Raw genomic sequence first — 22361 nt, 5'->3', positions numbered from 1 at the left:
CACTGAACAATTCAGCGACCGGGCAACCTTAGAGACGGCCACCCCCGCGCACAAGCCGGCGGATTCTGACGTACGCGTAGGCAAAGGAGCAAGGTAACGACGCTTTGTTGCGCACTTCCCGGCAAGTTCCTACAGGCAATGTCCTCCCCCTGTAAGAAAACTTCCTGGCCTTCACAAAACCCTCCCTCGCCTTGTTATAAAGTTGGCCCCTGGATCTGCCCCGATCACCAAGGACCCACCATGACATTGACCGTCAACACCCTGCTCGAACTGGCCATGGCCAACCCTATCAACGCCGAAATCACTGCGCGCCTGCCGGCCCTCGGCGTGGAGCAGTGCATGCTCACGGCGGGCTGTCTGTTTCAGGCGGTGTGGAATCATCAGGCGAATTTGCCTGCCGATCAGGGCGTGAAGGACTACGACGTTTTTTACTTTGATACGGACCTTTCCTACGAGGCTGAGGACAAGGTCATTCGCGCGGCCGAAGTGCTGTTTGAGGACTTGGGCGTGAACGTTGAAGTGAAGAATCAGGCGCGGGTTCATCTTTGGTACGGCCAGCGGTTTGGTCGGCCTTATCCGCAGTTGCACTCGGCTAAACAGGGGGTTGATCGCTACCTGGTTGCCGGGACGTGTATCGGGTTGGAGATTGAAACGGGCGAGGTGTATGCGCCCTATGGGTTGGAGGACGTGGCGCAGGGTATTTTGCGGATTAATCCACTGCACCCTGAGCGGGAATTGTTTGCTGCCAAGGCCAGCAGTTATCAAGCGCGCTGGCCGTGGCTCAGGATTCTGACGCCTGAGGAGGTTTAGCGATGCAGGCGTTGTGGTTTGGCAGTGGACGCGCGGTGATCCCTTCGCAGCCTCGCTGAAGCTCGACAGCTCCCACAGGAGTTCGGCGATGCCCGGAAAAACGTTATCGCCAAGCCGAACACCCTCTACCAAGCGACGAAGATCCACTGTGGGAGCTGGCTTGCCTGCGAAGACGGCGGCACTGCCAATCAAGAAGTCGCCTGACCCACCGCTTTCGCAGCCTCGCTGAAGCTCGACAGCTCCCACAGGAGTTCGGCGATGCCCGGAAAAACGTTATCGCCAAGCCGAACACCCTCTACCAAGCGACGAAGATCCAATGTGGGAGCTGGCTTGCCTGCGAAGACGGCGGCCCTGCCAATCAGAAGTCGCCTGACCCACCAATTTCGCAGCCTCTCTGAAGCTCGACAGCGCCCACAGCGGATCGCAGTGAACTTTTACCTGCGTGTTGGGCGTCCAAGTTTGAAATGATCAGTCGAGGACAGACGATGACCTTCTTTATCTTCCTGCTAGCCTGCGCCGCCGCCGCGAGTACCGGCATTCTCTTCAAGCCGGGTGCGTGGTACGAGGCTCTGGTAAAACCGGGTTTTACGCCGCCCAACTGGTTGTTCCCGGTGGCGTGGACGATCATCTACCTGCTGCTCGCCTGGGCCGGTTACCGGTTGAGCCTGATACCGGGCAGCCAGGTCGTGCTGGCGCTGTGGGCGGCGCAGATTGCGCTGAACACGCTGTGGACGCCGGTGTTCTTCGGCGCACATCGCATCCTTGCAGGGATGGTGGTGATCACACTGCTCTGGGCGACCGTGGCGACCATGGTGGTGCTCGCCGTGCGCCTGGATTTGATCACCGGCTTGATCCTGTTTCCGTACCTGGTGTGGCTGAGTGTGGCGGCGGCGTTGAATTTCTCGATTTTGCGCAATAACCGCTGATGGCCCATAAACCCTGGCCTGCCAGCGAGCCCGAGCTGGCGCAGATGCGCGCATTCAATAAGAAGCTCGCCTGGATGCCGCGTTTTAAAATCCGCAACCGCGTCACGCCGCGTTTGATTCAAGCGTTGCTGCGCGTGAGTCAAAAAGTCAGGAAGCAACATCCAGCACAAACCCGGCTGATCAGCGTGGGCGGCGTGCAAGTGCACGTGCGCATTCTTCGGCCGGAGGGCAAACCCAAGGGCGTTGTGCTGGATATCCACGGCGGCGGCTGGGTGATTGGCAATGCGCAAATGGATGATGACCTGAACCTGGGCATGGTGCGGGCCTGCGACGTGGTTGTGGTGTCGGTAGATTACCGACTGGCGGTTGATACGCCGGTCGAGGGGTTGATGGAAGACTGTTTGGCGGCTGCGCGTTGGCTGCTGAGTGAGCCCGAGTTTGCGGATTTACCGGTGATTATCGTGGGTGAATCGGCGGGCGGGCATCTGGCAGCGGCGACGTTGCTGGCGCTGAAGCAATGGCCCGAATTGCTCGCGCGGGTGAGCGCGGCGGTGTTGTATTACGGCGTTTACGATTTGACCGGCACGCCGAGCGTGCGCGCGGCGGGGCCGGAGACCTTGCTGCTGGACGGGCCGGGGATGGTTGAAGCGCTGCGCATGCTCACGCCGGGTTTGAGTGATGAAGCGCGTCGGCAGGCGCCGTTGTCACCGTTGTACGGCGACTTTACGGGGTTGCCACCGGCGCTGATGTTTGTTGGGGAGTTGGATCCGTTGAAGGATGACACGCTGCTGGTGGCTGAGCGGTGGCCGTCGGCGCAGGCGCATTTACTGCCGGAGGCTGCTCATGGGTTTATTCATTTTCCGGTGGCGATGGGCGCGGGGGTGTTGCGGTATAGCCGAGCGTGGATCACGCAGCAGATCAATGCTTTCTATGCGGGAGGGAAGTCCTCGTAGGATTTTGGGAGGTAGCCCCAGATTCTCAATACATCAGCGCGGACCTCAAACTCAAATCCAATCTGTGCGACGACCCCGGATATCTCTTCCGTGTGGTCAATGAATGTTTGTGGCAGCAGCGCCCCCTTTGAGGGGGCCGCTTGCCATAACCCGATATCGAACCATTCTACATACGCAAATGGAAACGGCAGGTGGTAAAACCATTCAACGTCCCAGTCTGAAATGTGGCCGGTGATGGATTTGGATCGATAAGATGGATGCCAACCCGAACGCTGGCGGAAGTAATCGATCAGTTCATTCCACTTGGTGTTGTTCGCGGCGCTTGCCAGATTTTGTTTCGATACTACTGCCTTGATTTTTTTTCGGTTTGTATCGTTCTGCCGGGCATCGGCGCGTGGTAACTCACTCATCTTCCAACCTTTCCAGTCTTCTATGTTTGAGCGGTATTCCCCGCTACGTTAGCCATGAAATCAAGCCAGATTATCTGAGCGTAATCTGCGATCTTCCTGTTTTTTCGTAGGAAGGCTCGATGAGAGTGACGTGCTCCGCACCTGTTGTTCCAGCGGCGTCATGCGTTTAAGTTTCACCGCAAGAACCGGATAGTCACCGATGCCGAGGTTGCTGCCTGATAGGCACTCACCTCAAGAGGCATTCCTCATGAATTTTCGCATTACCGGCCTCGCCCCGGATTCCTTCCGCCCACTGTTTGGTTTGCCCGATGCTGAACTCGCCGCGCGTGGCATCAGGCGTTATCGCGTCGACTGTAAGCCAGGCTTTCCTGATCGTATAGAAATGAAAGACGCCGAGGTGGGCGAGAGTGTTTTGCTGCTCAACCATGTATGCCAGCCTGCCGACTCGCCGTACCGCGCGTCCCACGCAATTTTCGTTCGGGAAGGGGCGACGCGGGCCTATGATTCGATAAATGAGGTACCGGAGGTGATGCGCGTGCGGTTGCTGTCGCTACGAGCGTTTTCGCAGGAGGGCATGATGTTGGACGCGGAGGTGGTGGAGGGGCGCGTGATAGAGCCGGTGATCGAGCGGATGCTGGCTGATCCTGAGGTCAGTTACATTCATGTGCACAATGCGAAGCCAGGGTGTTATTCGGGGCGCGTGGATCGGGCTTAAGAGGTGTTGAACTTAAAAGCTGATCACTGAGTCAGGTTAATCAGTTGTTCCACTTCCATCACAAGGACCTCACCATGCGCGAATTCACCCTGCACTACCTGTTCAACGGCGAGCCCCGCACCCATGTGTTTGAACTCAAACAGCCCGAATTGCCCGTGCATGAGGCCGCGATGCATTTGTTGGCGTTGCACATGGGCGATGCGGAGAACAGCCTGGTCATGCCGACGGCGGATGCCACACCGCAAGAGATTGTGGAGCAGGCGGAGTTGGTAGGGATCAGTGAGATCAGGGTTGCATGAGTCAGAGACCTGTCATTCGGGCGGTCACGGCGGCTGATATTCCGCAGGTGTTGACCTTTGTCTTGCGGGCCCGTGCCGAGCTGTTTCCGAAGCTCAGCGCGGTTGACCTGCCGGATGATCTGGCGCGGTTCGAAGCCATTTATCTTGAGGGGCAGGGCCGATTTTTGGTTGCTTGTGCTGAGGGCCAAATAGTCGCGGCCATCGGCTACTTGCCTTATGACGAGCGCTTTCCCCAACTTGATTACCTCGGTCGCAAGACGGTGGAAGTGGTGCGGTTGTTTGTTCTTCCGGCATTTCGTCGTTCGGGTTTGGCGGCTGAGTTGTATCGCTCGCTGGAGGCGATGGCGCAGGCGGACCGGGTTGAGGTGATGTATTTGCACACCCACCCCTTTCTGCCCGGGGCGATTGATTTCTGGGTTCGGCAGGGGTTCGAAATCACCGACATCGAAGCTGATCCGGTGTGGCAGACGACGCATATGCAGCGGTTCCTATAGCGCCGTGAACCACCGCAAACCCTTGTGGGAGCTGGCTTGCCTGCAATGGCGGTGGGTCAGGCGATATCTTTATTGGCCCTGCCGCCGCCATCGCAGGCAAGCCAGCTCCCACACTGAATTGCATTTAATCGGTCAGTTGGGGCGCAGCCGCAGTATCTGCGCACCATCGAACGGGTCTGTCAGGTAGTGGGCCTGTACGCCGAAGGTGTCTTGCAACCGCGTTGGTGTCAGCACTTCCAGCGGTTTACCCAGTGCCACCAATCGCCCTCGATCCAGCACGGCCAACCGATCACAGGTCAGCGCCTGATTCAGATCATGCAGGGCAATCAATGTCGTCACGGGCAGCGCTTGCACGCCTTTCAAAATCCCCAGCTGATGCTGAATATCCAGGTGGTTGGTTGGCTCATCCAGCAGCAAAATCTGCGGCCGTTGCGCCAGCGCGCGGGCGATGTGCACGCGTTGGCGCTCACCGCCGGAGAGGCTGCGCCAGGCGCGCTGGCTCAGGTGCGTGGCGTCCACGTCATGCAGGGCCTGGCGCACAATGGCGTCGTCTTCACCTGACCAAGGGCTCAGTGCAGACAGCCACGGCGTGCGGCCCAACGCCACGGCGTCGAACACGCGAATGGCGTCGTCAGTGTCAGCCTGTTGCTCCACCACCGCCAACTGCTGCGCGATGGCGCGACGGGACAAATCGCCCAGGCGCCTTCCCCCCAACAGCACTTCGCCGGACGCAGGCGTGCGCAACCCGGCGAGCAACTTGAGCAAGGTGGATTTGCCGGAACCGTTCGGCCCGACAATCCCCAGGGTCTCGCCCGATTCAATCTCCAGATGAACATCGCGCAGCAACTCAGCGTCACGCACCTTGAAGCCCAGCCCGGCGCAACTCAGCACACTCATCGCGCGTTCCTCCGGCCAATCAGGATCAGCGCGAACACCGGAGCGCCGACCAGTGCTGTCACCACCCCCACCGGAATCACCTGGCCCTTGATCAGCGTGCGCGACAGCACATCTGCCGCAATCAAAAACAACGCGCCGCCCAACGCACTGGCGGGCAACAAGCGCGAATGCCCGGTGCCGAGCAACAATCGCACGGCATGCGGAATCACCAGCCCAACAAAGCCAATGGAGCCGACAATCGACACCATCACCGCCGTCACCAGCGCCGCGCAACCCACCAGCACAAACTGCACGCGGCGCACTGGAATGCCCAGGGACGCCGCCGAGTCGGTGCCAAACGTGAACGCATCCAGCGCCCGACGGTGCCACAGGCATACCGCCAAGCCCGCGACCGCCACCGGCACCGCCAGCCACACCGACGGCCAGCGCACGCCGCTGAGGTTACCGAGCAGCCAGAACATGATGCCGCGCGCCTGTTCGGAGCTGGCGGATTTGGTGATCAGGAACGCGGTCAGCGCGTTGAACAGCTGCGAACCGGCGATGCCTGCGAGGATGATTTGCCCGGTGCCGCTGGACGAGCCGCTGGCGCGCGCGAGCAAAATCACCAACGCAAACGCGGCCATGGCGCCGACAAACGCCCCCGCCGACAGCGAAATCAAGCCACCGCCCACGCCGATCAGCGCCACCAACACCGCGCCCGTCGAAGCCCCGGCGCTGATGCCCAACAGGTACGGATCCGCCAACGGATTACGCAACAGCGACTGCAGAATCACCCCACAGGTCGCCAGCCCGGCCCCGCACGCGGCGGCCACCAGCGCGCGGGTCAGGCGATAATTCCACACCACGCCTTCGTCAATCGGGTCGAGCACATACCCGGCGGCCCACAGTTTGTTGGCGAGCACTTGCAGCACCACCTGTGGCGAGATGGCGGTTTCACCAATAGCCACGCCAGCGAGTACGGCGGCCAGCAGCAAGGCGAGGGCGAGCAGGGTGCGCATCATTTTGGCAGGTCGTAGCCGTCAATGGCCGTGGCCAGTTGTTCGAGGCCGTCGAACATGCGGATGCTGGCCTGCAACGCGAGGGCGTCGAGGATGATGATGCGGTTGTTTTTCACGGCGTCCATGTTGCGGGTCACCGGGTCGCTGCGCAGGAAGGCGAGTTTCTTTTCATGGTCGTCGGCGGGGTAGCGGCGGCGGTCCATGCGCGCGATCACCAGAAAGGTCGGGTTGGCCTTGGCGATGGTTTCCCAGCCGACGGCGGGCCACTCTTCATCGGACTGCACCACGTTGTGCAGGCCGAGGGTCTCCAGCATGAATTCCGGAATGCCTTTATGACCGGCTACGTAAGGGTCGCTGGCCATCTCGGCACTGGAGAACCACACCAGCGCGCTGGCCTGCTTGAGGCCTTTGCTCTGCACGGTGGCCACGGACTTGGCCAGGCGTGCCTTGAGTTCGTCGTTCAGTTGCTGGCCGCGATCCTGTACGTCGAAAATCTCGGCCAGTTGGCTGATGCTCTTGTAGATGGTTTCGATGCGAAACGGCTCCAGCCGCGTGCCGTCGGCGCCCACTAGGTTGTCCTTGCCTTCGCAGTCGGAGGGCAGCAGGTAGGTGGGGATTTTCAATTCGTGGAACTGCTCGCGGGTGCCCACTACACCTTGCGGGCCAACCACCCATTCCAGCTCGGCGGCCACCAGTTGAGGGCGCTTGGCGATGACTGCTTCGAAGCTCGGCTCGTTATCAGCCAGGCGCGCGATTTTATCGTTTTGCGCCTTGAACTGCGGCAATACGTTGTTGAACCACAGCGAGGTGCCGACCACCTTGTCGGCCACGCCCAGGGCATAAAGCATCTCGGTGGCGGCCTGGCCAATGGTCACGCTTCGCGCAGGTGCTGCCGGAAAGGTGATCGTACTGCCGCAGTTCTGCAGCGTCAGCGGGTAATGAGTGGGGGCCGCGTGGGCCAGGGCACAGAAGCCCAGGCCGGTGAGCAGGGCGGTAACGCGTGGCAGCATCGGGATATCTCCGTTTAAACCGTACAGTGAGCTGGAGAGGTACGGTTTGGAAATACACCCTCGAACGCTGCGCAAGCCGCAGGCGAGAACGTCCTTCCCGGACACCCCGCCGGTTAGTGAGTTACTGGGCCGGCAGGTCTCCTGACTGATGCGTCATCGCCACGCTCCGGCCTTCCCGAGCAAGGCTCAGTGGCACGTTGGAGCAGGCTCAGCACCTACAGTTGCGGGGGCAGTTTCGATTGACGTCCTGGGCGGCGTTTCGAATTCCCTATTAGTCCCGTTTGGGAACCGGCGCGGTATGGTAGTCGATTAGCGCGGCGACATCACTGCCGGTTTGACAGGCAGTTCGGAGAATTGCGGGTGTTGTTTAAGGAAGGTGCGAACCGACTGCTCCTGCCGGTCCACCACGCATACGCCGATGCTCGGGTAGTCGACCGTGCAGGTGCCCAACGCAAGAATGCCGCAGTTTTTTACACCGTAGAGAGCCACAGGATGTGCCGCGAGTGGGCAGCCGTAGGTCATCTCGCCAAGGTAATTGATCTGGCCCTTGGTGACGGTAAATCGCAGCGGTTTGGAGAAGGGGCCCATGACGCCGCGACGCGAGCCCAGGTCCGTCATTTCATAGGTGCCGGCGGGCAACCATGCCGAGTAATAATCCTTGGGCCCCCAGCCATAATCTTTGGCAGTGCTCACGTTGCGAAAATTCATCCACGTGCCGTAAGGGCCGCCGTCGACCATCGCACCCAGGACCAGGCCGGCGTTTTCTGCTGAATACACTGTTGAGTCCAGTGCCATTTCCGGCGGCAATGACGAGCAGGCACTCACCAAGGCTGTGACACCGACTACACATAGCTGACTGACCTTACCCATTCAATCTTCATTCCATCGAAAAAAAGCTTACTTTCCCATTATGATGGGCGTTTAGCCACTATCGCGTTAAGGATGACCTCTTTTCATGAGTCAGTTTTTTGCACGTCGTGCCTTCGGTGCAACGGCTTTCGCATTGATGTTGAGCGGTTGCAGCATTTCGGGCACTTATCCCGATGCCACCACCCCGGATGCCGCCAAGCTGCGCTTCATCAGCGACATGAGCAGTGCCACTCTGAGCGTTCTGGACGATGAGCATTGCGGCGGCCAGACCACCGGCATCCTCAACAACCTGTTGCTGGCCAACACCCGCAGGCGCGCGGACATGTCGATGCCGCCGCTCTCCGAGAAAACGCCTTACCTGGAATTCAGGCTGCCCCCGAATAAAGAGCAGTTACTGCACGTGAACTCTCAAGACACCGGCTCGGTGTGTGGCACGGCCTTCACCTTTTCTCCGCAGAGTGGTGCTGAATACGAGCTGACGTTCAACCGCGTAGGCAGCCGGTGCCTGACCATGCTCAAGCGCCTGCACACGGTACAGGGCCAGGTGGCGCGCACGCTGGTGCCGATGGTGAATAAAGGAATACCCAGTTGCATGGGCGCCAACGCGTTGTTCCCGGTGCCCCCGCCAGGTCTGTCATCTACGCCTGAGCGTGACGCCTTGATTGAGCAGATTGTCTCGCAGAGCATCATTGCGGACATGAAACCCGCAGCCACGCCGCTCAGCGAAAGCGCGCGGGTCGACGCAGTCGATCTGGTGGTCAGCAAGCGCAAGGCCCTGATGAACCTTGATCTGCCGGCGGCGTATTGGGCGGAATATCGCCAAAACGTCGAGTCTTACCTGGCTCAAACACGCGGGATAAAAGCCAAGGCGCTTGAGCAGTACAAGGTTGCTTACCGCGAGCGTCTCTCGCGTATGGAAACCCTCACGATCAAAACACTGGTGCCCGATACCCCCGCAACCGATATCACCCAATCGTTGGCGCTCAACAGCTCGATGCTGCAGGTCTACCGCCGACTCAGCGAGCAGTTGGAAAAAGAAGTTGCAGCTGAGAGCTGGTCACACATGGCCGACATGGACAAGCGTTATGGCGTGTGCGAACGGTATGCACAGTGCTGGCAGAACTGAAGCTGCTCACTCAAAGCAGCCTCGTTCAACGGTGGGCGCTGGCATGTCTGCGATAGCGGTATGTATCGACACAATTCTCAGAGGCTGCTGAATCCACGCTCTGCGTGGGCATGATCATCGAAGGTTATCGGTTGCCCGCCGGATCTCTGAGCTGACTGGCATGAGCCTCAACGCCGGCCATTTGGCCTGCTTTGCCCATCAAGGTCTCTATCTGCGGATATAGGGTGTAGGCTAGGGGACTGTTCATCAGATATTAGTCAGTCATGCCCACGCTTAGCGAAGAGAGCCGCCGGATCGTAGCTTCTCTGGCGCACCGTGTTGGTCCGCACGCTGACACTGCAAGCATCGCCGAGGCGATTGTTTCGATTTTGCAGGATATGGGCGCCGCACTGGCACCCATCATCGGCCAGCAGGGAGTTGCCGCGCTGTACCGTCGCAGCCTCCATCTGTGCGTCTCCAACCATCCACGGCTGGCCCACACGTATGACAGTGTGCTGGCCACGATGGACCTGATTGCCCTCAAATCCGCACTCGTGGAGCAAAACGAAACCGATGCGCTGTTTTTCGGTGAGGTGTTGCTGACGACTCTCTACGAGCTACTGACCACGCTGATCGGGCCCTCACTCACCGCGCGTTTGCTTGCTGACGTGTGGCTGCCTTCTTCGAGCGACACCTCTTCGCAGGAAATTTCGCCATGAGCACCAAAGTGACTATCAACCGTCTGGCCACGGGCGTGCCAGGACTGGACGAGGTCCTGGGCGGTGGCTTGCCGGAGTTTTCGTTCAACCTGATCGCCGGCCCGCCGGGCTGCGGCAAAACCACCCTGGCGCATCAGATGATGTTTGCCCTCGCGACGCCGGAGCGTCCGGCGCTGTTCTTTACCGTGCTCGGTGAGCCGCCGCTGAAAATGCTGCGCTATCAGCAGCAATTCGATTTTTTCGACAGCGAGGCGATTAACCAGTCGATTCGCTATATCAACCTGGCCAGCGACACCCTGGCAGGCGACCTGGATGAGGTCTTGCGGCGCATCGTCAGCGAGGTGGAGAAATATTCGCCGGCGCTGGTGTTTGTCGATTCGTTCCGCTCCGTGGTGTTGGCCAGCCAGACCCAGGACAACCCAAACAACAACCTGCCGCAGTTCGTTCAGCAACTGGGCATGTTGATGACCACCTGGCAGGCCACCACTTTCCTGATCGGCGAATATTTCACCGAAACCGACACCAACCCCATCTTCACCGTGGCCGATGGCCTGATCTGGCTGCGCCAAAGCGTCGAGCGCAACTCGATGGTGCGCAAGATGGAAATCATGAAGATGCGCGGCCAGCCGACGTTGCCGGGGCTGCACACCTTCCGTATTGCCACTGCGGGCATCCAGGTATTCCCGCCGGCCGCGCGCGACCCGTCGGTTGAAGCGCCGCCGACGTTCCCGATCACACGCCTGAAAATGGGCGTGCCGAAACTCGATGAAATGCTCGGCGGCGGCCTGCCTCGTGGCTATTCGTTGCTGGTGGCCGGGCCGTCGGGTTCGGGCAAAAGCATTCTGGCCGCGACCTTTTTGGCCGAAGGCGCGCGCAATGGGGAAACCGGGGTGATTGCGGTGTTCGAGCAACGCCCCAACCATTCGCAAAACCCTCAGTTGGCCAAGTTGATCGAAAACGATCAGGTGGGCCTGGTGGACAGCCGCGCGCCGGACCTGTCGATCGATGAAATCGTGCAATTGCTGCTCAGCGAAATCGGCCGCTTGAAGGCGACGCGCGTGGTGATCGACTCGCTGTCGGGCTTTGAACTGGCGCTGGCACCGACCTTTCGCGCGGATTTTCGCGAGTCGTTGTCGCGCATGGTCACCGCGCTGACCGGCGCCGGGGTCAGTGTGTTGATGACTTCGGAGCTGGAAGACCGCTACACCGACCTGCGTTTCAGCCCCTACGGCACGGCCTTTTTGACCGACGCGATCATCGTGCAGCGCTATATCGAGGTCGAGAGCCGCCTGCTGCGCATCATGGCGGTGGTCAAGGTGCGCGCCAGCGCCCACTCCGACGAGCTACGCCAGTACCACATCGACGACAACGGCCTGCAGATTCGCGACATGCTGCCCGAGCAGGAGGGGTTGTTGGGCGGTCGGCCAACCAAACAGGTGCCGGCCGTTGCGGTGACAGGAGAAAAACATGTGTGAGCCCGACTCATGAGTGAAAACGGCGGCAAGAAAGAGAGTGCGCTGACCAATGCGGCCCACGAACTCTTCCTGCTTGGCCAAAAAACCGTTGAAGCCCGCGCCGTATTAGCCGCCTTGCAACAGCAACTGACCGACGCCAGTGATCGTTTGGTCGATACCCAACAGATCGAGCAAGTGATCGAGGCCAATCAGCAACTGGTGCTGGCGATCCTTTTGGCGCAATCCGACGCCGCAACGCCTCCGCGTTTGGAGGAGCAACGCTTGTACCAGGAACTGCGCGAGGCGAATGCGCAGTTGGTCATCGCCGCGCTCAGCGCCCAGGACTTGCAGGCCACGGCCGAGCGTGCGCTGGGCCAGCAGAAAAGCATCCTGGCGATGGTGGCGCACGAGCTGCGTAACCCGTTGACGCCGATCAGCATGATCGCCGAGCGCATGGTTCGGCTGCCGAGTGACCAGCTACCGCGCATGCGCGAGCTGATTGAGGGGCAAGTGCAGCATATTTCGCAGTTGGTTGATGACCTGTTGGACGTGTCCCGCGTGAGCACCGGCAAGCTGCGGATCAACTGCCGTGACGTCGATATGCTGCAAATCCTGAGGGACGCGATTGATGCCTGCGGCCCGGTGATGCACGCGAAACAGCAGCAGTTCGCGGCGCATTTGCCGGAAGGTGTAGTGATGATCAGTGGTGACCCGATTCGCCTCGCGCAGATTCTGCATAACCTGCTGGCCAACTCGGCTAAATACACCCAGGTGGCGGGCACCATCGAATTGTCGGTGAAGGTTGAGGCGCAGGTATTGAAGATCAGCATCGCGGACAATGGCATTGGCGTTTCGGCCAAATCATTGCCGTACATCTTTGATCCCTATGTCCAGGACGAGCATGCCATCGGCTTCAACGGCTCGGGCCTGGGGATTGGCTTGACCGTGGTGCGCGAATTGGTTGAAGCCCATGGCGGCAAAGTGACCGCCACCAGCGAGGGCCATGGGAAGGGCAGTGAGTTTGTGGTGAGGTTGCCGCTGTTGTGACCCGCAGGATGACTTTGCTGAGCAGACACTCTCTGTGGCGAGCGGGCTTCCTGTGGCGAGCGGGCTTGCTGTGGCGAGCGGGCTTGCCCCGCGTTGGGCTGCGAAGCGGCCCCATCAAGGCCACCGCGCTTATTCAGACACACCGCATTGTCAGGTTCCAGGGCCGCTTCGCAGCCCAACGCGGGGCAAGCCCGCTCGCCACAGGACGTCCGCCTGGCATGATGGAATCATTCAGCCAAAGCAGCCGTTTCCGGCTTACTTGCGATCCAGCCACACCGTCTGCGCATTGCAGAATTCGCGTACGCCAAAGTGCGACAACTCCCGCCCAAACCCGCTTTTCTTCACGCCACCAAACGCCACCCGAGGGTCGGAGACGCTGAACGCGTTGACGAAGACCCCACCGGTTTCCAGCTGATCGGCAATATCCCGCGCCTTCGCCGAATCAGTGGTGAAGATGCTCGCCGTCAATCCGAACTCGCTGTCGTTGGCCAGCGCCACAGCATGGTCGGCATCGCGCGCGGTGATGATCGAGGCCACCGGGCCGAACAGTTCCTGTTTGAATGAGGTCATCTGGTCGGTCACGCCTGCCAGCACGGTCGGCTCATAGTAGTTGCCGGAGCCGGGCACTTTATTGCCGCCCAGCAATAGCGTCGCGCCTTCTTCCAGCGTGGCCTGGACCTGGCCGTGCAGCTCGTCGCGCAGGTCGAAGCGGGCCATTGGGCCGATGTAAGTGGCGGCCTGTGTCGGGTCGCCCATCACCAGCGCGCGGCTGGCTTCGAGGAATTTGGCGGTAAACGCCTCTGCCACGCCCGCTTCGATGATCAGACGCTTGGCGGCGGCGCAGACTTGGCCGCTGTTCTGGAAGCGGCCGATCAGCGCGGCCTGCACGGCGGCGTCGAGGTCGGCGTCGTTGAGCACGATGAACGGGTCTGAACCGCCCAGTTCCAGCACGCATTTTTTCAGCGCGGCACCGGCCTGGGAGCCGATGGCGATACCGGCGCGCACGCTACCGGTCAGGGTGACGGCGGCGACGCGGGGGTCGGCGATAGCGTTGGACACGCCGTCCTGGGTCACGTTGAGCACTTCAAAAATGCCTTCGGCGAAACCGGCTTTTTTAAAGGCCTGCTGGATCAGGTAGGCACTGCCCATCACATTCGGCGCGTGTTTGAGCAGGTAGGTGTTGCCGGCGAGCAGGGTCGGCACCGCGCCGCGCAGCACTTGCCAGACCGGGAAGTTCCACGGCATCACGGCGAGAATAGGGCCCAGCGGGCGGTATTCGATGTGGGCGGTGCCGTTGTCCACCAGCGTCGGTTCCGGGGCGAGCATGGCCGGGCCGTGAGCGGCGTACCACTCGCTGAGTTGCGCGCATTTTTCGATCTCGGCACGGGCCTGGGCGATGGGTTTGCCCATTTCCAGGGTGATCATCTGCGCCATGTCTTCGGCTTGTACCCGCAGGGCGGCGGCCAGGGCCAGCAGCAGTTCCGCGCGTTGGCTCACCGGCTGGCGGCGCCAGGTGCGGAAGGCGCCAGTCGCGCGGTTGAGGGCGGCGTCCAGTTGCGCCTCGGTTTCGTAGGGGTAGCTGCCGACGGTTTCGCCAGTGGCCGGGTTGATCGAGAGAGCGTGGGTAGTCGCGTTCATGGCACCGTCCTGCGCAGTGATTTAAGTTGAGTTCAGCGTACGGGGCTATCTCTTTTCTGGAAACTGAATAATATTAAGCAATACATTCACGATTGGAGAATGACTTGGACCTGGTGCAGCTGGAAATCTTCAAGGCCGTTGCCGAGCAAGGCAGCATCAGCGCCGCCGCGCAGTTGATTCATCGGGTGCCGTCGAACCTGACCACGCGCATCAAGCAACTGGAGCAGGACCTGGGCGTGGAATTGTTTATCCGCGAGAAGAGCCGCCTGCGGCTGTCACCGGCGGGGTGGAATTTCCTCGGCTATGCGCGGCGTATTCTTGATTTGGTGCAGGAAGCGCGCGCTACAGTGGCGGGGGAGGAACCTCAGGGCGCCTTTGCCCTGGGCTCGCTGGAAAGCACAGCGGCGGTGCGCATTCCGTCGTTGCTGGCGGCGTATAACCAGAAGCACGCCAAGGTCGAGCTGGACCTGAGCACCGGGCCGTCGGGCACGATGATCGAGGGCGTACTCTCCGGGCGGCTGGCGGCGGCGTTTGTCGATGGGCCGGTGCTGCATGCCACGCTGGAAGGGGTGGCGGTGTTTGAGGAGGAAATGGTGGTGATCGCGCCGCTGCACCACGCGCCGATCACGCGCGGCCAGGATGTGGCGGGGGAGAGCATCTATACCTTTCGCTCGAACTGCTCGTATCGGCATCACTTTGAGCGCTGGTTCTCACAGGATGGCGCGGTGCCGGGGAAGATCTTCGAGATCGAGTCCTACCACGGCATGCTCGCCTGCGTCAGCGCCGGGGCGGGCCTGGCGCTGATGCCGCGCAGCATGCTGGAAAGCATGCCGGGGTTTGCGGCGGTGAGCGTGTGGCCGTTGGCGGACAACTTTCGCATCCTGCACACGTGGCTGATCTGGCGGCGGGGGACGGTGTCGCAGAGTTTGAACAGTTTTGTGAAGTTGCTGGAGGAACGCGGATTAGTAGCTGCCTAGGTCCAGTGTGGGAGCGGGCTTGCTCGCGAATGCGGTATATCCGACACAGATATTGTGGCTGACCCACAGCATTCGCGAGCAAGCCCGCTCCCACATTTTTGATTTTTATCAGCCGCCAAACTGGAGTGTGCCCATCGCCAGTTTGGCCATTATTGCCGTCGCGCCCAGTTGCACCAACCACAACGCCAAACCGCCAAGAAACACACCCAGTGCCACTTGCAGCACCAGGCTTTTCTGGCGCTTGGCTTGCGGGGCGCGCGGGGTGAAGTCATGCAGTTCGTCGCGGTCGGCGCGCAGGTCCAGGTCGTCGTTTCTCATAAGGCTCTCACAGCAAAGGGGCAATCGGGGTCAGTCTAGTGGGTTCGCCAACAAAAAGGGGAAGCCATTGGCTTCCCCTTTTCACAACCGCAAAGGCTTACAGCACCTTGACAATCGCCTCGGTCACAGCGCCGATGTTCGACTGGTTCAACGCCGCCACACAGATACGCCCGGTGTCCAGTGCGTAGATGCCGAACTCGGTGCGCAGGCGGGTGACTTGCTCCACGGTCAGGCCGGAGTAGGAGAACATCCCGCGCTGGCGGCCGACGAAGCTGAAGTCGTGGCCCGGAGCAGCCTTGGCCAGCGTGGCGACCATCTGCTCGCGCATGCCGCGGATGCGCAGGCGCATTTCAGCCAGTTCGGCTTCCCACTGGGCGCGCAGCTCAGGGCTGTTCAGCACGGCAGCCACGATCGCCGCGCCGTGGGTCGGCGGGTTGGAGTAGTTGGTGCGGATCACGCGCTTGACCTGGGACAGGATGCGCGCGCTTTCTTCCTTGGATTCGCCAACGATGGACAGTGCGCCCACACGTTCGCCGTACAGCGAGAACGACTTGGAGAACGAGCTGGACACAAAGAAGGTCAGGCCCGACTCAGCAAACAGGCGCACGGCGGCGGCGTCTTCGTGGATGCCGTCGCCAAAGCCCTGGTAGGCCATGTCGAGGAACGGCACCAGGTTTTTCGCCTTGACCACGTCCAGCACGTTTTGCCAATCGGCCGGGCTCAGGTCGACGCCGGTCGGGTTGTGGCAGCAGGCGTGCAGCACCACGATCGACTGCGGCGGCAGGGCGTTGAGGTCTTCGAGCAGGCCGGCACGGTTTACGTCGTGGGTGGCGGCGTCGTAGTAGCGGTAGTTCTGCACCGGGAAACCGGCGGTTTCGAACAGCGCGCGATGGTTTTCCCAGCTTGGGTCGCTGATGGCAACGACGGCGTCCGGCAGCAGTTGCTTGAGGAAGTCAGCGCCGATTTTCAGTGCGCCGGTGCCGCCAACCGCCTGTACGGTGGTGACGCGGCCAGCCGCCAGCAGCGGCGATTCAGTGCCGAACAGCAGGGTTTGCACGGCTTTGTCGTAGGCTGCGATACCGTCGATCGGCAAGTAGCCACGGGCGGCGTGTTGCGCCACGCGAATGGCTTCCGCTTCGGCAACGGCACGCAAGAGTGGAATCTTCCCCTCCTCGTTGCAATAAACGCCCACGCCAAGGTTGACCTTGGTGGTTCGTGTGTCGGCGTTGAATGCTTCGTTGAGGCCCAGGATTGGATCGCGTGGTGCCATTTCGACAGCGGAGAACAGGCTCATTTTGCGGCAGCTCTATGGGGGGAGTGGAGGGACGTGTCGCGCTCCAGCCGAATGCACTAGAGCGGTGCACAAACGGGGAGCTAGTATAGAGGCCATCAACGCTTGAGGCGACAACCGAAACGGCTTTTCGGCCAAGTTTTTCGGTTTATTTGCCGACCGTTAGTCTTATTGCAACATTGATCGCGGACGGCAGGTAGGACGATGGCCTTGAAACCCGCCACATTCGGCACCACTTCTACAGCTATCATGGTTTTTTCCTGCAACCTGCGATGACAAATCGCGGGTCGCTGAGCTTTTTTCGTCCTGGTGCGGTTCAATCCGGGGTGACTTGAAAGAGGTACGTAATGTCGGATTTCCAGCTCGTCACCCGCTTTGAACCCGCCGGCGATCAACCCGAAGCCATTCGCTTGCTGGTCGAAGGCATCGATGCCGGCCTCGCGCACCAGACGCTGCTTGGGGTGACCGGTTCAGGCAAGACCTTCAGCATCGCCAACGTAATTGCGCAGACCAACCGCCCGACCCTGGTGCTGGCGCCGAACAAGACCCTGGCCGCGCAACTCTATGGCGAGTTCAAGGCGTTTTTCCCGAACAACGCGGTGGAGTACTTCGTTTCCTACTACGACTACTACCAGCCCGAGGCCTATGTGCCGTCCTCCGATACCTTTATCGAGAAGGATGCGTCGATCAACGACCACATCGAGCAGATGCGCTTGTCGGCGACCAAGGCGTTGCTGGAGCGCAAGGATGCGATCATCGTCACCACCGTGTCGTGCATCTACGGCCTGGGCAGCCCGGAAGCCTATTTGAAGATGGTGCTGCACGTTGACCGCGGCGACAAACTCGACCAGCGCGAACTGCTGCGCCGCCTGACGAGCCTGCAATACACCCGTAACGACATGGATTTTGCCCGCGCCACCTTCCGCGTGCGCGGCGACGTGATCGACATCTACCCGGCCGAATCCGACCTGGAGGCCATCCGCATCGAGCTGTTCGACGATGAAGTCGAGAGCCTGTCGGCCTTCGACCCGTTGACCGGTGAGGTGATCCGCAAGCTGCCACGGTTCACCTTCTATCCGAAAAGCCACTACGTAACCCCGCGCGAAACCCTGATGGGTGCCATCGAGGGCATCAAGGGCGAATTGGTGGAGCGCCTGGAATACCTGCGCTCCAACAATAAATTGGTCGAAGCCCAGCGCCTGGAGCAGCGCACGCGCTTCGACCTGGAGATGATTCTGGAGCTGGGTTACTGCAACGGCATCGAAAACTACTCGCGCTACCTGTCGGGCCGTGAGTCCGGGCAGGCGCCGCCTACGCTGTTTGATTACTTGCCGGACGATGCCTTGCTGGTGATCGACGAGTCCCACGTCAGCGTGCCGCAGGTCGGTGCGATGTACAAAGGTGACCGTTCGCGTAAAGAGACCCTGGTGGAATACGGTTTCCGCCTGCCGTCGGCGCTGGATAACCGGCCGATGCGTTTTGACGAGTTCGAGGGGATCAGCCCGCAGACTATTTTTGTCTCGGCCACGCCGGGTAACTATGAAGCTGAGCATGCAGGTCGCGTGGTTGAGCAAGTGGTGCGCCCGACCGGCCTGGTGGACCCGCAGATCGAAATTCGCCCGGCGCTGACCCAGGTCGATGATTTGCTCTCGGAAATCAACAAACGCGTGGCCCTGGAAGAGCGCGTGCTGGTGACCACGCTGACCAAACGCATGTCCGAAGACTTGACCGATTACCTGGCGGACCACGGCGTGCGTGTGCGTTACCTGCACTCGGACATCGACACCGTAGAGCGCGTGGAAATTATCCGCGACCTGCGTCTGGGCACCTTTGATGTGCTGGTGGGGATTAACCTGCTGCGTGAAGGTTTGGACATGCCGGAAGTGTCGCTGGTGGCGATTCTGGATGCTGACAAGGAGGGCTTTTTGCGCTCCGAGCGCTCGTTGATTCAGACCATCGGCCGGGCTGCACGTAACCTCAATGGCCGCGCGATTCTCTATGCGGACCGCATCACCGGCTCCATGGAGCGGGCGATCGGCGAGACCGAGCGTCGTCGCGACAAACAGATTGCCTTCAACCTGGCCAACGGTATTACGCCCAAAGGCGTGTTCAAGGACGTTGCCGACATCATGGAAGGCGCCACTGTGCCCGGCTCGCGGAGCAAGAAGCGCAAGGGCATGGCGAAGGCGGCCGAGGAAAGCGCCAAGTACGAGAACGAATTGCGCTCGCCGAGTGAGATCACCAAGCGCATTCGCCAACTGGAAGAGAAGATGTACCAGCTGGCGCGGGATCTGGAGTTTGAAGCGGCGGCGCAGACGCGTGATGAGATTGGCAAGTTGCGCGAGCGTCTTTTGGCTGTTTGATCTGTAGTGATTGGACTGGCCTCATCGCAGGCAAGCCAGCTCCCACCTTGAACTGTGAACGCAGTCAAAATGTGGGAGCTGGCTTGCCTGCGATGGCAGCGCCTCGGTCCCCCTGAATCACCCAAGCTGGAGCCCAACCACCTGTGGCTGTTACCATTCGCCCCTTGTTTCAATTTTCAGCTCTATCGCCCATTCGAGACCTGCCATGACCACCGTCCGCACGCGCATTGCGCCATCGCCTACTGGGGATCCCCACGTCGGCACTGCCTACATCGCCTTGTTCAACTACTGCTTTGCCAAGCAGCACGGCGGTGAATTCATCCTGCGGATCGAAGACACCGACCAGGTGCGCTCCACCCGTGAGTCGGAACAGCAGATTTTCGACGCCTTGCGCTGGTTGGGCATCACCTGGGCTGAAGGCCCGGACGTGGGTGGCCCGCACGGCCCTTATCGCCAGAGCGAGCGCAGCAACATCTACAAGCAGTACACCCAGCAACTGGTGGACATGGGCCATGCGTTCCCGTGCTTCTGCACCGCGGAAGAACTCGACCAGATGCGCGCCGAGCAACAGGCTCGTGGCGAAACCCCACGCTACGACGGCCGCGCACTGCTGCTGTCGAAAGAAGAAGTGGCTCAGCGCCTGGCGGCCGGCGAACCGCATGTGATCCGCATGAAAGTGCCGAGTGAAGGCGTGTGCGTGGTGCCGGACATGCTGCGCGGCGACGTCGAGATTCCGTGGGACCGCATGGACATGCAGGTGCTGATGAAGACCGACGGCTTGCCGACGTACTTCCTGGCCAACGTGGTCGACGACCATCTGATGGGCATCACCCATGTGTTGCGCGGCGAAGAATGGCTGCCGTCGGCGCCGAAACTGATCCTGCTGTACGAATACTTCGGCTGGGAACAGCCGCAGCTGTGCTATATGCCGCTGCTGCGTAACCCGGACAAGAGCAAACTGTCCAAGCGCAAGAACCCGACGTCGGTGACCTTCTACGAGCGCATGGGCTTCATGCCTGAGGCGATGCTCAACTACCTGGGCCGCATGGGCTGGTCGATGCCGGACGAGCGCGAGAAGTTCTCGCTGCAGGAAATGGTCGACAACTTCGACTTGTCGCGCGTTTCGCTGGGCGGGCCGATCTTCGACATCGAGAAACTGTCGTGGCTCAACGGCCAGTGGCTGCGTGACTTGCCGGTGGAAGAGTTCGCCAGCCGCGTGCAGCAGTGGGCGCTGAACCCTGAATACATGATGAAAATCGCGCCGCTGGTGCAGGGCAGGGTGGAGACGTTCAGCCAGGTTGCGCCGTTGGCCAGCTTCTTCTTTGCCGGTGGCGTGAACCCGGATGCCAAGCTGTTTGAGTCCAAGAAGCTCTCGGGCGATCAGGTTCGCCAGTTGATGCAGTTGATCCTGTGGAAGCTCGAAAGCCTGCGTCAGTGGGAGAAGGACGCGATTACTGCGACGATTCAGGCGGTGGTTGAGTCGCTGGAATTGAAATTGCGCGATGCCATGCCGCTGATGTTTGCCGCGATCACCGGCCAGGCCAGTTCGGTGTCGGTGCTCGATGCGATGGAAATTCTCGGCCCGGACCTCACGCGTTTCCGTCTGCGCCAAGCCCTTGATTTGCTTGGGGGTGTGTCGAAGAAAGAAAACAAAGAGTGGGAAAAGCTGCTGGGCGCGATTGCCTGAGCAAGCCGTTGAAACGGCGAAACCCCGGTTTTCCGGGGTTTCGCTGGTAAGTGATTGTTATCCCGGCAAAAAACTTTGGAAATTGTTGAAAATAAATTTGACACACTTCCAAACCGCCATTAAGATTCGCCCCGTCCTCACCGATGAGGGGCTATAGCTCAGCTGGGAGAGCGCTTGCATGGCATGCAAGAGGTCAACGGTTCGATCCCGTTTAGCTCCACCAATTTACAGGTTCAAGGTCTGGCCACACCGTCCTTGAATTGATCAGAACTCAGCTCTGATCTGTTGTACAGAAGGTTTTGTCCCCTTCGTCTAGTGGCCTAGGACACCGCCCTTTCACGGCGGTAACAGGGGTTCGAGTCCCCTAGGGGACGCCAGTTTCAACAAGCAGCTCGAAAGGTCTGCTGCGTCGCGAGACGAAAAATCCGGGGCTATAGCTCAGCTGGGAGAGCGCTTGCATGGCATGCAAGAGGTCAACGGTTCGATCCCGTTTAGCTCCACCAATTTACAGGTTCAAGGTCTGGCCACACCGTCCTTGAATCGATCAGTTCTCAGCGCTGATCTGTTGTACAGAAGGTTTGTGTCCCCTTCGTCTAGTGGCCTAGGACACCGCCCTTTCACGGCGGTAACAGGGGTTCGAGTCCCCTAGGGGACGCCACGATTACCCGCTCTGCGGGATTTTTAAGGGTCATTCAATTATTGAATGGCCCTTTTGTTTGTCTGGCGTTTGGCCAATCCTCTCCTCATTTGCTGTTTTTGCTCTGACCAGCGGTCATGCCTGTCGCTTGCTAAATATTATTATGGTAATAATATTCAACCCATGAGAACCGGAGGCTGTGATGAGCGATAAAAAAGCGCAAACCCGCGAACGCATTCTGCAGGCTGCCAGTGCGGCGTTGGTCCAGCGCGGCCCGGCCGAGCCCAGCGTCGGTGAAGTCATGGGCGCCGCGGGGCTGACCGTCGGTGGCTTTTACGCGCACTTTGAAAGCAAGGACGCGCTGATGCTGGAGGCCTTCACTCAGTTACTGGCCCGGCGTCGCGCGTCGATTGACGACATGGACGCGCAACTCACCGGTGAAGAGCGCAGGGGGCTGGTGGCGGCGTTTTACCTGTCACGCAAACACCGCGACTCCACCGCACAGGCCTGCCCGATCCCGGCGACTGTCGGTGAGATGAGCCGCCTGCCGGACGTGTTTCGCGACGCGTTGAACGAACACGTCGAACTCATGGCCGCGCAACTGGCGGCGAGCCCGGAAGACACCGACAAGGCCCTGGCAGACATGGCGTTGATGATCGGCGGCCTGGCCCTGGCCCGCGCGCTGGGCCCGGGCGAGTTGTCTGACCGCGTGTTACGCGCCGCCAAGTCGGCAGTGCGCTGAA

22 protein-coding genes, 4 tRNA genes and 1 riboswitch are annotated in these 22361 nt (G+C 60.4%); of the genes, 18 read left to right on the top strand and 8 right to left on the bottom strand.

The genetic code is table 11. The annotated features are described in order from the left end of the window. Positions 1-240 precede the first annotated feature (240 nt). From BFW87_RS01190 to BFW87_RS01180, 3 genes are all read left to right on the top strand, one after another. Positions 241-810, top strand: coding sequence for a nucleotidyltransferase family protein (locus BFW87_RS01190; protein WP_078738166.1), 570 nt, complete (start codon positions 241-243; stop codon positions 808-810). A 485-nt stretch (positions 811-1295) separates the two neighbouring features. After that, complete coding sequence (tspO, locus tag BFW87_RS01185; RefSeq protein ID WP_078738165.1) at positions 1296-1736, top strand: tryptophan-rich sensory protein TspO; 441 nt, start codon at positions 1296-1298, stop codon at positions 1734-1736. Beyond that, a complete protein-coding gene (locus tag BFW87_RS01180; protein ID WP_078738164.1) occupies positions 1736-2689 on the top strand; it encodes an alpha/beta hydrolase fold domain-containing protein in 954 nt (317 codons plus the stop codon). Before tspO ends, BFW87_RS01180 begins: the two co-directional genes overlap by 1 nt. Here the strand turns inward: BFW87_RS01180 and BFW87_RS01175 are convergent. Beyond that, the gene (locus BFW87_RS01175) at positions 2665-3099 is read right to left on the bottom strand and encodes a DUF6678 family protein (protein WP_078738163.1); all 435 of its coding nucleotides are present in this window, start codon (positions 3097-3099) and stop codon (positions 2665-2667) included. The genes BFW87_RS01180 and BFW87_RS01175 overlap by 25 nt on opposite strands. A 247-nt stretch (positions 3100-3346) precedes the next feature. Here BFW87_RS01175 and BFW87_RS01170 point away from each other — a divergent pair, with 247 nt between their 5' ends. From BFW87_RS01170 to BFW87_RS01160, 3 genes are all read left to right on the top strand, one after another. Further along, entirely contained in the window at positions 3347-3814 is a 468-nt protein-coding gene (locus BFW87_RS01170; RefSeq protein ID WP_078738162.1) for a DUF1203 domain-containing protein, read from the top strand. A 74-nt stretch (positions 3815-3888) separates the two neighbouring features. After that, positions 3889-4113: a hypothetical protein gene (locus BFW87_RS01165; RefSeq protein ID WP_078738161.1), complete on the top strand. Its 225-nt coding sequence runs from the start codon at positions 3889-3891 to the stop codon at positions 4111-4113. Further along, positions 4110-4607, top strand: coding sequence for a GNAT family N-acetyltransferase (locus BFW87_RS01160; RefSeq protein WP_078738159.1), 498 nt, complete (start codon positions 4110-4112; stop codon positions 4605-4607). Before BFW87_RS01165 ends, BFW87_RS01160 begins: the two co-directional genes overlap by 4 nt. Positions 4608-4739: 132 nt before the next feature. Here the strand turns inward: BFW87_RS01160 and BFW87_RS01155 are convergent, their stop codons facing one another. The 4 genes from BFW87_RS01155 to BFW87_RS01140 form a co-directional block, all read right to left on the bottom strand. Beyond that, entirely contained in the window at positions 4740-5504 is a 765-nt protein-coding gene (locus tag BFW87_RS01155) for an ABC transporter ATP-binding protein (RefSeq protein WP_078738158.1), read from the bottom strand. Next, positions 5501-6505, bottom strand: a complete 1005-nt coding sequence (locus BFW87_RS01150; protein WP_078738157.1) for a FecCD family ABC transporter permease — start codon at positions 6503-6505, stop codon at positions 5501-5503. The genes BFW87_RS01155 and BFW87_RS01150 overlap by 4 nt, the downstream gene beginning before the upstream one ends. Beyond that, positions 6502-7512: an ABC transporter substrate-binding protein gene (locus tag BFW87_RS01145; RefSeq protein ID WP_078738156.1), complete on the bottom strand. Its 1011-nt coding sequence runs from the start codon at positions 7510-7512 to the stop codon at positions 6502-6504. Before BFW87_RS01145 ends, BFW87_RS01150 begins: the two co-directional genes overlap by 4 nt. A gap of 114 nt (positions 7513-7626) precedes the next feature. Next, positions 7627-7820: riboswitch (cobalamin riboswitch) on the bottom strand. Position 7821: 1 nt separating this feature from the next. Continuing rightward, positions 7822-8382, bottom strand: coding sequence for a hypothetical protein (locus BFW87_RS01140; protein WP_078738155.1), 561 nt, complete (start codon positions 8380-8382; stop codon positions 7822-7824). An 85-nt stretch (positions 8383-8467) separates the two neighbouring features. Between BFW87_RS01140 and BFW87_RS01135 the strand changes: the two genes are divergently transcribed. The 4 genes from BFW87_RS01135 (at position 8468) to BFW87_RS01120 (ending at position 12707) form a co-directional block, all read left to right on the top strand. Then, positions 8468-9508 carry a hypothetical protein gene (locus BFW87_RS01135; RefSeq protein ID WP_078738154.1) on the top strand — a complete coding sequence of 347 codons (1041 nt, stop codon included), beginning with the start codon at positions 8468-8470 and terminating at the stop codon, positions 9506-9508. A gap of 263 nt (positions 9509-9771) precedes the next feature. Further along, a complete protein-coding gene (locus BFW87_RS01130) occupies positions 9772-10206 on the top strand; it encodes a hypothetical protein (protein WP_254865842.1) in 435 nt (144 codons plus the stop codon). Next, a complete protein-coding gene (locus tag BFW87_RS01125; protein WP_078738152.1) occupies positions 10203-11681 on the top strand; it encodes an ATPase domain-containing protein in 1479 nt (492 codons plus the stop codon). The genes BFW87_RS01130 and BFW87_RS01125 overlap by 4 nt, the downstream gene beginning before the upstream one ends. A gap of 9 nt (positions 11682-11690) precedes the next feature. Further along, on the top strand, positions 11691-12707 hold the full coding sequence (locus BFW87_RS01120; RefSeq protein ID WP_078738151.1) for a sensor histidine kinase: 1017 nt from the start codon (positions 11691-11693) through the stop codon (positions 12705-12707). Between the two features lie 255 nt (positions 12708-12962). Here BFW87_RS01120 and BFW87_RS01115 read toward each other — a convergent pair whose 3' ends face one another. Next, positions 12963-14345, bottom strand: coding sequence for an aldehyde dehydrogenase family protein (locus BFW87_RS01115; protein ID WP_078738150.1), 1383 nt, complete (start codon positions 14343-14345; stop codon positions 12963-12965). Between the two features lie 104 nt (positions 14346-14449). Between BFW87_RS01115 and ptrR the strand changes: the two genes are divergently transcribed. Beyond that, positions 14450-15322, top strand: coding sequence for a putrescine utilization regulator PtrR (gene ptrR, locus BFW87_RS01110; RefSeq protein WP_078738149.1), 873 nt, complete (start codon positions 14450-14452; stop codon positions 15320-15322). A 108-nt stretch (positions 15323-15430) separates the two neighbouring features. Here ptrR and BFW87_RS01105 read toward each other — a convergent pair whose 3' ends face one another. After that, the gene (locus BFW87_RS01105) at positions 15431-15640 is read right to left on the bottom strand and encodes a hypothetical protein (protein ID WP_078738148.1); all 210 of its coding nucleotides are present in this window, start codon (positions 15638-15640) and stop codon (positions 15431-15433) included. Between the two features lie 97 nt (positions 15641-15737). Further along, a complete protein-coding gene (locus BFW87_RS01100; RefSeq protein WP_078738147.1) occupies positions 15738-16934 on the bottom strand; it encodes an amino acid aminotransferase in 1197 nt (398 codons plus the stop codon). A 344-nt stretch (positions 16935-17278) separates the two neighbouring features. Between BFW87_RS01100 and uvrB the strand changes: the two genes are divergently transcribed. The 7 genes from uvrB (at position 17279) to BFW87_RS01065 (ending at position 22360) form a co-directional block, all read left to right on the top strand. Beyond that, positions 17279-19294, top strand: a complete 2016-nt coding sequence (gene uvrB / locus BFW87_RS01095) for an excinuclease ABC subunit UvrB (RefSeq protein ID WP_078738146.1) — start codon at positions 17279-17281, stop codon at positions 19292-19294. Between the two features lie 205 nt (positions 19295-19499). Beyond that, positions 19500-20981 carry a glutamate--tRNA ligase gene (gltX, locus tag BFW87_RS01090; protein WP_078738145.1) on the top strand — a complete coding sequence of 494 codons (1482 nt, stop codon included), beginning with the start codon at positions 19500-19502 and terminating at the stop codon, positions 20979-20981. 147 nt (positions 20982-21128) lie between these two features. After that, positions 21129-21204, top strand: a tRNA-Ala gene (locus BFW87_RS01085). 78 nt (positions 21205-21282) lie between these two features. Next, positions 21283-21358 (top strand) — tRNA-Glu (locus tag BFW87_RS01080). Positions 21359-21408: 50 nt separating this feature from the next. Then, positions 21409-21484 (top strand) — tRNA-Ala (locus BFW87_RS01075). Positions 21485-21563: 79 nt separating this feature from the next. Beyond that, positions 21564-21639: transfer RNA gene (locus BFW87_RS01070), tRNA-Glu, on the top strand. Between the two features lie 181 nt (positions 21640-21820). Further along, a complete protein-coding gene (locus BFW87_RS01065; protein WP_078738144.1) occupies positions 21821-22360 on the top strand; it encodes a TetR/AcrR family transcriptional regulator in 540 nt (179 codons plus the stop codon). Position 22361 lies beyond the last annotated feature (1 nt).

Origin of the sequence: Pseudomonas fluorescens, from assembly GCF_002022275.1 — a bacterium.
In the GTDB taxonomy this organism is placed as follows: Bacteria; Pseudomonadota; Gammaproteobacteria; order Pseudomonadales; family Pseudomonadaceae; genus Aquipseudomonas; species Aquipseudomonas fluorescens_AJ.
The sequence above is the reverse complement of the archived record's forward strand: the minus strand, read 5'-3'. Positions and strand labels throughout refer to the sequence as shown.

Bases quoted from the DNA above. Each gene is read 5' to 3' on its own strand.
- BFW87_RS01165 (WP_078738161.1), top strand. From the start codon at position 3,889: ATGCGCGAATTCACCCTGCACTACCTGTTCAACGGCGAGCCCCGCACC.
- BFW87_RS01140 (WP_078738155.1), bottom strand. From the start codon at position 8,382: ATGGGTAAGGTCAGTCAGCTATGTGTAGTCGGTGTCACAGCCTTGGTG.
- BFW87_RS01115 (WP_078738150.1), bottom strand. From the start codon at position 14,345: ATGAACGCGACTACCCACGCTCTCTCGATCAACCCGGCCACTGGCGAA.
- BFW87_RS01105 (WP_078738148.1), bottom strand. From the start codon at position 15,640: ATGAGAAACGACGACCTGGACCTGCGCGCCGACCGCGACGAACTGCAT.
- BFW87_RS01160 (WP_078738159.1), top strand. From the start codon at position 4,110: ATGAGTCAGAGACCTGTCATTCGGGCGGTCACGGCGGCTGATATTCCG.
- BFW87_RS01175 (WP_078738163.1), bottom strand. From the start codon at position 3,099: ATGAGTGAGTTACCACGCGCCGATGCCCGGCAGAACGATACAAACCGA.
- BFW87_RS01180 (WP_078738164.1), top strand. From the start codon at position 1,736: ATGGCCCATAAACCCTGGCCTGCCAGCGAGCCCGAGCTGGCGCAGATG.
- BFW87_RS01120 (WP_078738151.1), top strand. From the start codon at position 11,691: ATGAGTGAAAACGGCGGCAAGAAAGAGAGTGCGCTGACCAATGCGGCC.
- BFW87_RS01100 (WP_078738147.1), bottom strand. From the start codon at position 16,934: ATGAGCCTGTTCTCCGCTGTCGAAATGGCACCACGCGATCCAATCCTG.
- BFW87_RS01130 (WP_254865842.1), top strand. From the start codon at position 9,772: ATGCCCACGCTTAGCGAAGAGAGCCGCCGGATCGTAGCTTCTCTGGCG.
- BFW87_RS01190 (WP_078738166.1), top strand. From the start codon at position 241: ATGACATTGACCGTCAACACCCTGCTCGAACTGGCCATGGCCAACCCT.
- BFW87_RS01125 (WP_078738152.1), top strand. From the start codon at position 10,203: ATGAGCACCAAAGTGACTATCAACCGTCTGGCCACGGGCGTGCCAGGA.
- BFW87_RS01145 (WP_078738156.1), bottom strand. From the start codon at position 7,512: ATGCTGCCACGCGTTACCGCCCTGCTCACCGGCCTGGGCTTCTGTGCC.
- tspO (WP_078738165.1), top strand. From the start codon at position 1,296: ATGACCTTCTTTATCTTCCTGCTAGCCTGCGCCGCCGCCGCGAGTACC.
- BFW87_RS01170 (WP_078738162.1), top strand. From the start codon at position 3,347: ATGAATTTTCGCATTACCGGCCTCGCCCCGGATTCCTTCCGCCCACTG.
- BFW87_RS01155 (WP_078738158.1), bottom strand. From the start codon at position 5,504: ATGAGTGTGCTGAGTTGCGCCGGGCTGGGCTTCAAGGTGCGTGACGCT.
- BFW87_RS01065 (WP_078738144.1), top strand. From the start codon at position 21,821: ATGAGCGATAAAAAAGCGCAAACCCGCGAACGCATTCTGCAGGCTGCC.
- BFW87_RS01135 (WP_078738154.1), top strand. From the start codon at position 8,468: ATGAGTCAGTTTTTTGCACGTCGTGCCTTCGGTGCAACGGCTTTCGCA.
- BFW87_RS01150 (WP_078738157.1), bottom strand. From the start codon at position 6,505: ATGATGCGCACCCTGCTCGCCCTCGCCTTGCTGCTGGCCGCCGTACTC.
- gltX (WP_078738145.1), top strand. From the start codon at position 19,500: ATGACCACCGTCCGCACGCGCATTGCGCCATCGCCTACTGGGGATCCC.
- uvrB (WP_078738146.1), top strand. From the start codon at position 17,279: ATGTCGGATTTCCAGCTCGTCACCCGCTTTGAACCCGCCGGCGATCAA.